This window comes from Roseomonas sp. F4 (genome assembly GCF_053891155.1).
In genome coordinates this window covers 593,079-605,055 of the sequence record NZ_JBSSHK010000005.1, presented here as the reverse complement: position 1 = coordinate 605,055, position 11,977 = coordinate 593,079, and the positions used below count along the sequence as shown (strand labels likewise).

The following is an 11,977-nucleotide window of genomic DNA, read 5'->3' as shown; positions in this document are numbered from 1 at the left end:
CCGCCCGGGGTTGTGGCCTTCAATGGACCTTGGCGCCAGGGACGAAGGATGATGCTGCTGGTTGCACGAACTGCCAGCCGGGCATCCTCCCAGGGGGCGTTGACCTGGAGGTCGGGCCTGTGCCGCCATCGCTGATCCACGTGAACCGGGCGATCGGGGGATGCTGGCGGAGATCCTCTGGCGCGTGCCGGGGCGGCGTGCCGCCACTCATCCCCATCGCCGAGGATTGCGCCCATGCGGTACCTTGCGGACGTGGCGCGCAACCATCCTCTTCCGGAGCATGGCGCGGGTCCTCGCGCTTTCCCATCCCGACCCGCTGGACACCCAAGCAGCCTTGATCCCGCCCCAACACGTCCCCGCCAGCAGGCCGTCTCGCGGCAGCTTCTGGGCCGGGTGCCGCGCGCGGCAGCCGACCCGCACCATCAGGCCCGTCGGATGAGGGAGGTGTTTTCCCTCTGGCCGGCCGAGCCTTCGCCGTCGGCAACCGGCAGCGGTGACGGCGCCGGGCTGCCACGCTGGGCGCAGCCGGCGGCGCAGCGCACCCGCTTCGCCCGCGCCCTGCGCACCGGGCGCGACGCCGCCCTGCTGGTCGCGCCCGCCGCTTCGGCTGGCGGGGTGCTGGCGCTGGCCTGGCTTGCCGGGCCATCCTGGGCAGCCGCACTTCTGGCGCTTGCCGGCGCCGCCTTGCTCGCCGCCGCGGCCGTCCTGGCGCTGCGCCTGCTGCGGCGCGTGGCAGCGGCGGAGTCCCGCAGCCATGCGATCTTCGAGCGGGCCGGCATTTCCCTGTGGCGGGAGGACTGGACCGCCGTGGGCCACGCCATCCTGGCCCTGAAGCGGGCGGGTATTCATGACATGCGCGCCTATTTCACCCAGCATCCGGGTGAGGAACGCGCCCTGCGCCAGCAGGTGATGGTGCGGGACGTGAACGCCTTCACGGTCCAGATGATGGGCGCCGGGGGAAAGCAGTCCTTCATCGGGCCGCTCGACCGCATCCTGCCGGACACCGACAGCACCTTCATCGAATGGATCGTGGCCTTCGCCGCCGACGCGCCCTTCTTCCGCTCGCAGGCGCATATCACCCGGCCGGATGGCAGCGAGCTAGACACGCTGTTCGTCGCCGAATTGCCGGACAGCCTCGATGGGTTCCGGGACATCATTGTCTCCGCCATCGACATCACCTCCTTCAAGGCAACGCAGGCCCGGCTGGTGGCGGCGGAGACCGAGCTGGCGCGGGCCGCCCGCGTCAGCACTGTGGGGGCGCTGACCGCCACCATTGCGCATGAGGTCAATTCGCCGCTTTCCGCCATCGTCAGCAACGCGGAAGCCTGCCTGCGCTGGCTGCGCCGCCCGGTGCCGGACCTGGCGGAGGCCGAGGCGGCCGCCGCGGACGTCATCGCGGATGCCACGCGGGCACGGGACGTGGTGGCCCGCACCCGCGCCTTCCTGAGCAACTCGCCACGCCGAGGCAACCCGATCGACCTGGCCGAGACCGCGCGCCAGGCGATCCTGCTCGTCCAGCGGGAGTTGCGCGGATTCGGCACCTCGGTGCACTTCAACGCCGAGGCCGGGCTGCCGCTGGTTCTGGCGGATCCGATCCAGATCCAGCAGGTGCTGGTCAACCTGCTGATCAACGGCGCGCAGGCGATGGCCGACCGGCAGGGCCCGCGGGACCTGACCGTGACGCTGCGGCGGGAGGCGGCGCAGATTCACACCGAGGTACATGACCACGGCATCGGCATCGAGCCGGAGCGCCTGCCGCGCATCTTCGACCCTTTCCATTCGACGCGTCCCGACGGCATGGGCATGGGGCTCGCCATCTGCCGGAACTGCGTCGAGGGCCATGGCGGAAGGCTCTGGGCGACCAGCACGCCGGAAGCCGGCACGACCTTCCACTTCACCTTGCCGGCGCCGGGGTCCTAGCGCGGTGGCCGAACCCACACCCATGGGCGCGCCTGTGGTCGTCATCGTCGATGATGACGCCGCGATCCGCGTCGCCCTGTCGCGCCTGCTGCGCTCCCTCGACTACCAGGTGCGCGCCTTCGACAGCGCAGAGGCCTTTCTCAGCGGCGAGGACGGCGGCGCCGCCGGCTGCCTGCTCACCGATGTCCAGATGCCGGGCATGAGCGGGCTGGAGTTGCAGCGCGCGGTCCGCGAGCGCTGGCCAGCCCTGCCTGTCATCGTCATCTCCGCCTTCCCCGAGGAGGCGATCCGCGAACAGGCCATGGCCGGCGGGGCGCGGCATTTCCTGAGCAAGCCCTTCGATGCCGGCACCATCGCGCACTGTCTGCGGGAGGTGACGGGCCATGCGCGCTAGCAGGGGCACGCGGATACGCCGCGCCGCCGCCCTGCTCGGGCTCGCCACCGCGCCGCTCGGGCTGCTGCTGCTGCCGGCCGGCCAGGACGCGGCCGGCGGCGCGGTGCTGGTGGCCGGCATCCTGCTGGCCTCGGCCGCCACCCTCTGGCCCGCGCCGCCGGGCGAGGCGGTGCGGGCGCATCCAAACAGCGCCGGCATCTCCATCTGGGTCGAGGACTGGAGCGAGGTGGGGCGCGCCCTGGCGGAGCTGCGCCGGGCCGGCATCGCGATTCCTGCGCATCTGGCTGCCAATCCGGAGCTGGTGCAGCGCCTGCACGCCACCATCCGCGTCACCGACGTAAACGCTGCGACACTCGAGCTGATGGGTGTCAGCGACAAGACCCTGCTGCTGGGCCCTTTGCAGGATGTGGTGCCGGCCTCGGTGCAGACCGTGCCGCGCTGGATCGATGCGATGGCGCGGGGCGACCGCCTCTACCGCTCGGAAAGCCGGGTGCGCCGTGCCGATGGCAGCCAGCGTGATTGCCTGGTCACTGCCCTGCTGCCGCGCAGGCCGGAGGACTGGGGCGGCATCGTGGTCACCGTGGTCGATATCTCCGACTACAAGGCGGACCAGGCCCGGCTGGCGCGGGTGGAGCGCGAGCTGGCGCGGGCGACGCATGCGGCCACTGTTGGTGTCGTCACCGCCTCCATCGCGCATGAGGTGAAGAACCCGCTGGCCGCGGTGGTGACCAATGCGGAGGCCGCGCTGCGCTGGCTGCGGCGGCCGCAGCCGGAGCTGGTTGAGGCGGAGGCGGCGATCGATGCCGCCGTCGCCGATGCATTGCGGGCGCGGGACGTGGTCGACCGCACGCGGCTGCTGCTGAGCAACGCCCCGCTGGTGCCCGTGCCGCTCGACATCGCGGAGGCGATCCGCGATTGCGCGCAGCTGGTGGATCGGGACCTGCAGGCGGCCGGTGCCCGGCTGGTGCTGCGGCTGGAGCCGGGCAGCCACCGCGTGCTGGCGGACCAGTCGCGGCTGCGGCAGATCATCACCAACCTGCTGGTGAACGCGGCCCAGGCGATGGCCGGCATGCCGGAGCCGCGCGATATCACGGTACAGGCCGCGGTGCAGGATGGCTGGGTGCGGATCGACGTGTCCGATACCGGCACTGGCATCGCCGAAGACCGGCTGGGCCGCGTCTTCGAGCCCTTCTTCACCACCAAGGCCTGCGGCATCGGGGTCGGCCTCGCCATCTGCCGCGCCTGCGTCGAGGCGCATGGCGGGCGGATCTGGGCCAGCCATGCGCCGGGCGGCGGGGCGGTGATCCATTTCACCCTGCCGGCCGCGCCGTGAGCGCCGGCCTGATCCATCTGGTCGAGGATGACGCCTCGCTTTCGGCCGCGCTGCGCAGCCTTTTCCGCTCCACCGGGCACGATGTGCAGAGCTATGCCTCCGGCCGCGCCTTCCTCGCCGCGCCGCCGCCGCCGGAGGTGCCGGGCTGCATCGTGCTGGATGTGCGGCTGCCGGATATGAGCGGACTCGACCTGCAGGAGCAGCTGCAGGGCCTCGGCATCCGCCTGCCCACCATCCTGATGAGCGGGCATGGCGACATCCCGATGTCGGTGCGGGCGATGAAGGCGGGGGCGGTGGATTTCCTGACCAAGCCGTTCCGCGACCACGAGATGCTGGATGCCGTCGCCCTGGCGCTGGAGCGCGACCGCGCCAGGCGTGCGACGGAGCACGACCTCGGCGCGCTGCGGCTGCGCTATGCCAGCCTGTCGCTGCGGGAGCGCGAGGTAATGGCGCTGGTCGCGGCCGGGCGGATGAACAAGGAAGTCGCCTTCCAGCTCGGCCTCAGCGAGATCACCGTGAAGATCCACCGCGCTAGCGCGATGCGGAAGATGGAGGCTCGGTCGCTGGCGGAGCTGGTGCGGTTGGCCGCGGCACTGGATGCCTCCGGCCCCGAGTGAGGCCATGAAAGCGGCCCCGGGCGCGGTGGCGCCCGGGGCCCGTCTTCAGGGGATTCTCGTCAGGGAAAGCGCCCTCAGGCTGAGGCCGCCGCCACCGCCTCCTCGATCGCCCGGGCCACCGCATCCGGCGCCGAGAGCAGCGACATGTGGCCGGCCTGCAGCTCCGTCGTGCGGGCCTTCAGCCGCGCGGCGAGCTGGCGCTGCAAGTCGACGCTGACCGCCCGGTCCTCGGTGGAGACGAGATACCAGCAGGGCCGGTCGGCCCAGGCGGTGCGCGTCACCTTGTCGGTGAAGGTCGGCAGGCCGAGCGGGGTCTGCACGGCGGCGAGGAGTCGTGCCTCGGCCTCCGGCAGGTCCTGCGCGACATTGCCGATCCAGCTTTCGACGCTCATCCGCAGATGGCCGGGGCCATCCGGCTGCACGCCGGACAGGCCGGGCGGCGCCGGATGCGCGGCCACCTGGTCACCAGTGGATTGCCCCGTCTCCGGCGCGAAGGCGGCGACATAGACCAGCGCCTTCACCTTGGGATCGTCGCCCGCCTCGGTGATGACGGTGCCGCCCCAGCTATGGCCGGCGAGCACCACCGTCCCCTCGATGGAGGCCAGCACCTGGCGCGTGGCCGTGGCATCCGCGGCCAGGCTGGTGGTCGGGTTCTGCACCGCGAGCACGGTGAGGCCACGGGCCTGGAGGCGCGTGATGACGCGCCTCCAGCTCGAGCCATCCGCCCAGGCACCGTGCACCAGCACGACGGTCGCGCCGTGCCCTTCGGTATTCGCCATGCTGACTGCTCCTTCCTGGGGGAGGGCTGGATCAGCCCTTCACGAAGGCGAGCAGGTCCCGGTTGAGCACATCGGCATTCACGGTGAGCATGCCGTGCGAGAAGCCCGGATAGGTCTTCAGCGTGCCGTTGCGCAGCAGCCTGACGCTCAGCCGCGCCGAATTGTCGATCGGCACGATCTGGTCATCCTCGCCATGCAGCACCAGCGTCGGCACCGAGATCGCCTTCAGGTCCTCGGTCTGGTCGGTTTCCGAGAAGGCCTTGATGCCGTCGTAATGCGCCTTGGCGCTGCCCATCATGCCCTGCCGCCACCAGTTCTGGATGACGCCCTGGTGCACGGTCGCGCCCGGCCGGTTGAAGCCGTAAAAGGGGCCGGCCGCGACATCGAGGAAGGTCTGCGCCCGATTCTCCGCGGTGCCCTTGCGGAAGCCGTCGAAGACCTCGATCGGCAGGCCGCCGGGATAGGCCGCGGTCCGCAGCATGATGGGCGGCACCGCGCTGACCAGCACCGCCTTGGCGACGCGGCCGGCGGGCTCGCCGTGTTTCGCGACATAGCGCGTGACCTCGCCGCCACCGGTGGAGTGGCCGATATGGACGGCGTTGCGCAGGTTCAGGTGCTCCGCCACCGCGAAGGCATCCGCAGCGTAATGGTCCATGTCATGGCCTTCGCTGACCTGGGCCGAGCGGCCATGGCCGCGGCGGTCATGCGCCACGACCCGGAAGCCTTGGTGCAGGAAAAACAGCATCTGCGCGTCCCAGTCGTCGCTCGACAGCGGCCAGCCATGGTGGAACATGATCGGCTGAGCCTCCTTCGGCCCCCAATCCTTGAAGAAGATGTCGACGCCGTCGCGGGTGGTGACGTAGGGCATGTTGCTGGGTCCTTCTGCGTTGGGTCTCGTGGCGGCTACAGGGGTGCGCGGCAGGCCGGCTGAAAGGGCCAGGGCTGCCCCTCCCAAGGCGATGGCTTCCCTGCGGGTCGGCAGGTGGAGGCTGCCAGGCGGCTGGTGCTTTGTGGGCATCCCGGATCCTTTCACTGCCGCGAACAGCCCGAGCATCTTGCGCGGGATGTCGCGTGACGGAGATCACGGTCCGACCCTAGGCGGCCGCAGAAGGTGGCCGCCATTATGCGAGGAGATAGCCGGAGTACTGCTGAAGGAAGGTCCAGCGGCCGCCTGCGCAGGGCGAGGCCGGACCCGGCGGGCGCCGGAGCCTCGGCCTAGGCCTTTCAACATTTGGTCAAGAGTCAGACCCTGGCTGATCGGCGGCACATTTTGTCACCAGGGACTGATTTCCGCCGCCTCGCCGGATCCTCTATGTCGGGCGGAACGTCACAACGGACCCATTGGCAGACCTCGCCCCCGACCACCGCCCGACCGGCGCCATGCCGCGCTTCCGCAAGGCGCCCGACCTTCCCCCCCGCCGAGATCCGCCATCGCTGAGGCTGGTGGCCGCGGCAGGGCCGGTACCGCCGGTGACGCCGCGCGGCAGGGGGCGTCGACGCATCCTCGCCTGGCTGCTGGCCTCGTTGCTGCTGCATGGGTTGCTGGCGCTCTATCTGGCGCAGCCGCGACGTGAAGTACGCGACCTGCCGCCGTCAGCGATCGAGGTGGTGTTCGAAGGAGGCCAGCCGAAACAGTCGGCGGCCGAACCGCCGCAGGGCGATGTGCCGTCAACGCCTTCCGCGCCCGCCGCACCGCCGCCCCCGCCGGAGGCCGGGCCGCCACTGCCGCAGCCGGTACCGCCAAGGCCCGCGCCGCCAGCACCGGAGCCGCCCAGGCCGGCACCGCCCATGCCGCAGCCGCCGCGTCCCGCGCCGCCCGAACCTTCATCGGTTGAGCCTGCGCCGCCACCCATGGAGGCGGAACCTTCGCCGGTCGAGGCGCTACCGACGCCACCCCCACAGGCCCCGCCGGTGCCGCCGCGACCGGCCGCGCCGGCCCGCCGCGCTGCCCCGGCCTTGCCGCCCGGGCTGCTCTGGGCGCCCGATGGCCTGTCCTTCAACGCGCCGGCGCGACCCAGCGCGCCCGCGGGTCGACCCACGGGGCGCGGCCTCGATCTCAGCGTCGATCCGAGCATCCTGCGGGGGGAGGCCAGCGCCGATGCCAACCTTCAGGTCCGTGGCGCGCAGGTGGGCGCCAATTGGCAGGGTGCGTTCCGGCGCTGGCTGGACCAACACATGTCCTACCCGATGGAGGCGCTGCGCCAGGGCGAATCCGGCACGGTCCGGGTGCGGGTGGTGGCCGGGCCGGACGGGCAGGTGCGCAGCGTGCGGCTGCTCACCCCCTCCGGCTCACCTTCCCTGAACTTCGGCACCACCTTTCCCTTCAGCGGTGCCCAACTGCCGGCCTTCCCGCCGCCAGTCGATCCGGAGGGCGTGACCATCGACCTGACGGTGAACTACATTTTGGTCCGGCGCTGAGCCTCAGGCCGCCTCGAGATGCATCTCTGCCGGCACCGGCAGCGGTGCGTTGGCGCTGGTCTTGAACTCCACCGTGGTGAACAGCAGCTCCGTCTCGCCGATATTCTCCACGCTATGGACGAAGAAGTCGCCGGCGGGGAAGGTGAAGTGCTTGGTCTCCCCGGCGTAATGCGTGACATCGACGATGCGGCCATCGTGGTAGTAGCCGCGCGCCTGGCCGGCATTATGGGCGGTCCAGAAATAGTCCAGCACATGGCGGTGGAAGTTGCAGCGTTTGCCGGGCGGCAGGCGCAGATGCCAGACGCGCAGCTTCTCCGTCTCCGAGACCAGGATACTGCCGACGCAGCCATTGAACTGGTTGTCCAAAAACTCCCGGCGCAGCGCCTCGGGCCATCCGTCGGGGGCGGGCAGGGTGGGGGTGTCCTGGGTCATCTCGGCGTTCCTCATTCGGCGGCCAGGCGCTGCGCTTCGGCGCCGCGCGTTTTCACCACGACCTTGATCGCGTCATCCACGCGGTCCCGCGCATGGCGCAGCGCCTCCGGCAGGTCGTCCAGGTGGAAGCTGTGGGTATGGACCAGCCGCGCATCGAAGCGGCGTTCCGCCATGAAGGCCATGGCGCGATGCGTGGCACTGCGGCCTTCGCCGCGGATGCCGTACAGATAGACGTTGTTGCGGACGATCTGCGGCAGGTCGACGGTCACCGGGTCATGCGGGAAGGCGGCGAGGCAGATCTTGCCACCGCGATTGACCATGGCGGTCGCCATATTGATGGCGTCCTGCGTACCGGCGCATTCGATGACGTAGTCGGCGCCGAGGCCGCGCGTCAGCTCCTTCACCACCGCCACCGCATCCTCGTTCTTCACATTCACCACGCGGTCGGCGCCCAGCTTGCGGCCGATCTCCAGCCGCCCGTCCCGCGTGCCGACCAGCACGACCGGGGTGGCGCCGAGCGCCTTGGCGACGCCGGCGGCGAGCAGCCCGATCGGGCCGGGGCCGATCACCACCACACTCTCCCCGGCCACCAGCCCGCCGAGCTCCGTCAGCCCGTACATGCTGGTGCCGGCGGTAACGACCAGCGTCGCCTCCTCATCGGTCATCGAATCCGGTACGCGGACCAGGGTGTTGATGTTGTTGACCTGGTACTCGCAGAAGCCGCCATCGGTGGTGAAACCATTGGCGCGATGGCCCTTGTCCACATCGCCGTAGTTCTGACCGTAGTTTAGGCAGGCCGTGTACATGCCCTGGCGACAGCGCTTGCACTGGCCGCAGCCGGCATGGATTTCGACCGTCACCCGTTCCCCGATCCGGTACTCATCCACGCCCGGGCCGAGCGCCGCCACGGTACCCATGTATTCGTGGCCCGGCGTGAAGTTCTTGTGGAAGGGCAGGCCGCCCTGGAATTTGGCGGGGGAACCGTAATGGATGATCTCGAGGTCGGTGGCGCAGATCGCCACGGCGTCGATGCGCACCAGCACCTCCGCCCGGCCGGGCATGGGCACCGGCTTGCTGGTCTGGAACAGCTCATCCGGCCCGCCCAGCACCCAGGCCTTCATCCGGTTCGGGATGGGCATGTCGGGGGAGGTGCGGACGCCGGGGGGATAGGTGGACATCGCGGCGGCTCCTGAGGGGCGGATTGGCCCAAATTGGTGAGCCATATTCGCAGATTGGTGAACCAATGCAAGCGGCGTGCGCGTGCTGAGGCAGTCGTGAAGAATTGGTTGACCAATGCCGCGCCGCCCCGCTACGCCATTCCGCATGGACGGAGTGCTCGAACCCCGCGGCGTTCTGCCGCAACTGCGCGCCTGGCTGGCGGGCGCTACGCTGCCCGAGGATGGCCGCCTGCCGCCGGAGCGCGAGATCGCCGCGCGTCTCGGCGTCAATCGTGGCGAGGTACGCAAGGCCCTGGCGGTGCTGGAAGCCGAAGGTCAGGTCTGGCGCCACGTCGGCAAGGGCACCTTCGCCACCCGCGCCCAGCCGCCCCCCGGCGTGCCGGGCCGGCCGGATATCCGCGACCTGGCACAGGACACCAGCCCGCCCGCGGCCATGGAGGCACGGCTGATCGTGGAGCCGGAACTGGCCCGCCTCGCCGCCCTGCGCGCCACCGCGGCGCAGATCGCGGAGCTGCGCCGCCTGTCCGCCACCGCCCGCGCCGCGACGAGTTGGGCGGCCTATGAGGAGGCGGACTTCCGGCTGCATGAGCTGATCGCCGAGGCCTCCGGCAACCGGTTGATGCTGGAAGTGGAGCGGCTGGTGAATGGCGTGCGCCGCGCCGTGGTTTGGGGCCATCTGGCGCGCCGGCCGGAGGGTCCCTCCGCCGACTACCACTCCTTCGACGAGCACGACGCCATCATCGCCGCCATTGCCAGCCGCGACCGGCGCGGCGCGGCGGAGGCGATGCGCCGGCACCTGGAAAGCACGGCCCGGGCGCTGGCCGAGGATTAGGGCCCGCAGCCCGACTGTGCGCAGGCCCTAACGCAGCGCGGCCAGAAGGGCCGGATCAAGGTCCTTCGCGGCCTCCGCCGCCACAGGTGCGCAGGCGGCCCGGAAGGCTGGGAGGTCGATATCCTCAGGCCCGAGAACCGTGATGCCTTCCGCGGCCAGGGCCTGCATCGCCAGCGAATCCTCCTCCGCCGCCCAATGTCGTTGCCGCAGCGTCGCCTCCCGAGCCGCCGTGTGCAGGGCGGTTCGCGCGGCGAAGGGCAGGGCATCGTGCCAGGCGGCGTGACAGGCCATCAGCACCACGCCCTGGATGTGCCCGGTCAGGCTGACATGGCGGTGGTGGGCCTGCAGCCCGAAACCCAGCAGGTTGGTCAGGGGATTCTCCTGCGCATCCACCGCGCCGCTGGCCACCGCCGCGCGCAGCCCCGCCACATCCGTGACCACCGGCCGGAAGCCCATGGCGGCCAGCGCCGCCTGGTATGTGGCATTGTCCAGCGTGCGGATGATGAGCCCGGCGCAATTCGATGGATGCCGGATCGGCCGCCGCGCATTGGTCAGATGCCGCAGCCCATTGTCCCAGAAGCCGAGCAGTCGCAGCCCCGTTCCGGCTTCCAGCGCCGCCCGGATATGCGCCCCCGCCGCACCATCCAGCGCCGCGAACAGTTTTGCCCGGTCCGGCGCCGCATACGGCAGGTCCAGCGCGCCCAGCTCCGGCACCCGGGCGCTGAGATAGCCGGATGCCATGTAGCAGAGCTGCCGCCCATCGCCGGCCTCCACCGCATCGAACAGCCCGCGCGCGGTCCCGCCGGCCGAGGTGATGTCGTCCAGCACCTCAGGCGCGAAGCCCTGGCCCGCGAGGCGCTCCGCCAGCATGCGCAGCGCCCGCGTATGCACCGAGGATGCGCCCTGATAGCCCGCCATGGCGATACGCATCGGCCGTTCCTCCTGACCATTTCCGCCCAATGACAAACCAATTGACAGACCAATAGCCCAATGTCCACATGGCGCCGCCGGACCCCTTTGCCCGGTGGAGGAACCAAGAATGACCCAGCAGCGCCATCCGCCCTGCCAACCCTTCGGCGCGCCGTCGCGTCGTCAGCTGCTCGGCGGCGTCGCCGCGCTGGGTGCCATGCCCTCGGCCGTCCTGGCGCAGACCGCACCGTGGCCGAACCGGCCCGTGAACATCATCATGCCGCTCCAGGCCGGTACGGCCTCTGACATCGCGCTGCGCATCATGGCCGACCGGGTGTCGGAAAAGCTGGGCCAGCGCATGGTGGTGGAGAATATGACCGGCGCGGCCGGGCTGATCGGTGCGGAGCGTGCTGCCCGCGCCACGGCGGATGGCTACACCTTGGCGGCGCTGAACAACTCCATCCTGACCATTCTGCCGAACGTCCAGCGCCGGCGCCTGGGCTTCGACCCCTTCGCCGATTTCCAGCCCATCGCCGGCATCGCCAATATCCCGACCTTCCTGGGCGTGCATAAGGACGTGCCGGCCACAACGGTGGCGGAGCTTGTGGCCTTGGCCAAGACGCGCGACCTCAACTACGCCTCCGGCGGCACCGGCAGCCCGCAGCATCTGGCCACCGAGATGTTCATGGCCATGGCCGGCGTGAAGATGACGGAGGTCGGCTATCGCGGCGCGGCCGCGGCGGCGACGGATCTGGCGGCCGGGCATGTGCAGGTGATGTTCATTGCCCAGACCCTGGCACTGCCCTTCCAGGACAGCGGCAATATCCGCTTCCTCGGTTTTGCCGGCCCCGAACGCCATCCGGAATACCCCCAGGTGCCGACCGTCGCGGAGCAGGGGGTGACTGGCTACGACTATTCCTCCTGGATTGCGCTGTTCGCCCCGAGCGGCACGCCGGCGCCGGTGCTGGACCGCCTGCGCGCCGAAAGCGCGGCCGCGATGGCGGAGCCGGAGGTGCAGCAAAAGCTGATCCGCGCCGGGCTCCAGCCCTGGTTCAAGACGCCCGCCCAGCTGGCGGAGGTGATGCGCGGCGACGATGAGCGCTGGAAGGCCGTCGTGCGGACCGCGAACCTGCAGATGTGAAGCCCACCCACCCCAGGGAGTGAC

At 70.6% G+C, this 11,977-nt stretch carries 12 protein-coding genes; 7 read left to right on the top strand and 5 right to left on the bottom strand.

The annotated features are described in order from the left end of the window. The first annotated feature begins 444 nt into the window (after positions 1–444). The 4 genes from ACVFYP_RS22705 to ACVFYP_RS22690 are packed head-to-tail and all read left to right on the top strand — an operon-like array spanning position 445 to position 4,264. Positions 445–1,920 carry a sensor histidine kinase gene (locus ACVFYP_RS22705; RefSeq protein ID WP_499202493.1) on the top strand — a complete coding sequence of 492 codons (1,476 nt, stop codon included), beginning with the start codon at positions 445–447 and terminating at the stop codon, positions 1,918–1,920. A gap of 4 nt (positions 1,921–1,924) precedes the next feature. Further along, positions 1,925–2,314 (top strand): response regulator transcription factor, encoded by a 390-nt coding sequence (locus ACVFYP_RS22700; RefSeq protein ID WP_499202492.1) that lies wholly within the window; start codon positions 1,925–1,927, stop codon positions 2,312–2,314. Next, entirely contained in the window at positions 2,304–3,647 is a 1,344-nt protein-coding gene (locus tag ACVFYP_RS22695) for a sensor histidine kinase (protein ID WP_499202491.1), read from the top strand. Before ACVFYP_RS22700 ends, ACVFYP_RS22695 begins: the two co-directional genes overlap by 11 nt. Further along, positions 3,644–4,264, top strand: coding sequence for a response regulator transcription factor (locus ACVFYP_RS22690; protein WP_499202490.1), 621 nt, complete (start codon positions 3,644–3,646; stop codon positions 4,262–4,264). Before ACVFYP_RS22695 ends, ACVFYP_RS22690 begins: the two co-directional genes overlap by 4 nt. Positions 4,265–4,338: 74 nt before the next feature. Here ACVFYP_RS22690 and ACVFYP_RS22685 read toward each other — a convergent pair whose 3' ends face one another. Together ACVFYP_RS22685 and ACVFYP_RS22680 are read right to left on the bottom strand one after the other, a co-directional pair. Then, positions 4,339–5,043, bottom strand: a complete 705-nt coding sequence (locus ACVFYP_RS22685) for an alpha/beta fold hydrolase (protein ID WP_499202489.1) — start codon at positions 5,041–5,043, stop codon at positions 4,339–4,341. Between the two features lie 31 nt (positions 5,044–5,074). Continuing rightward, a complete protein-coding gene (locus tag ACVFYP_RS22680; RefSeq protein WP_499202488.1) occupies positions 5,075–5,911 on the bottom strand; it encodes an alpha/beta fold hydrolase in 837 nt (278 codons plus the stop codon). Positions 5,912–6,384: 473 nt separating this feature from the next. Here ACVFYP_RS22680 and ACVFYP_RS22675 point away from each other — a divergent pair, with 473 nt between their 5' ends. Further along, complete coding sequence (locus ACVFYP_RS22675; RefSeq protein WP_499202487.1) at positions 6,385–7,461, top strand: energy transducer TonB; 1,077 nt, start codon at positions 6,385–6,387, stop codon at positions 7,459–7,461. A 3-nt stretch (positions 7,462–7,464) separates the two neighbouring features. Here the strand turns inward: ACVFYP_RS22675 and ACVFYP_RS22670 are convergent, their stop codons facing one another. After that, entirely contained in the window at positions 7,465–7,893 is a 429-nt protein-coding gene (locus tag ACVFYP_RS22670) for a cupin domain-containing protein (protein WP_499202486.1), read from the bottom strand. A gap of 11 nt (positions 7,894–7,904) precedes the next feature. Continuing rightward, entirely contained in the window at positions 7,905–9,071 is a 1,167-nt protein-coding gene (locus ACVFYP_RS22665) for a zinc-dependent alcohol dehydrogenase (RefSeq protein ID WP_499202485.1), read from the bottom strand. Between the two features lie 154 nt (positions 9,072–9,225). Between ACVFYP_RS22665 and ACVFYP_RS22660 the strand changes: the two genes are divergently transcribed. Continuing rightward, positions 9,226–9,903, top strand: a complete 678-nt coding sequence (locus ACVFYP_RS22660; RefSeq protein ID WP_499202484.1) for a FadR/GntR family transcriptional regulator — start codon at positions 9,226–9,228, stop codon at positions 9,901–9,903. 27 nt (positions 9,904–9,930) lie between these two features. Here the strand turns inward: ACVFYP_RS22660 and ACVFYP_RS22655 are convergent, their stop codons facing one another. Continuing rightward, entirely contained in the window at positions 9,931–10,833 is a 903-nt protein-coding gene (locus tag ACVFYP_RS22655; RefSeq protein ID WP_499202483.1) for a TRAP transporter substrate-binding protein, read from the bottom strand. Between the two features lie 109 nt (positions 10,834–10,942). Between ACVFYP_RS22655 and ACVFYP_RS22650 the strand changes: the two genes are divergently transcribed. Further along, positions 10,943–11,953: a Bug family tripartite tricarboxylate transporter substrate binding protein gene (locus ACVFYP_RS22650; protein ID WP_499202482.1), complete on the top strand. Its 1,011-nt coding sequence runs from the start codon at positions 10,943–10,945 to the stop codon at positions 11,951–11,953. Positions 11,954–11,977: the final 24 nt, after the last annotated feature.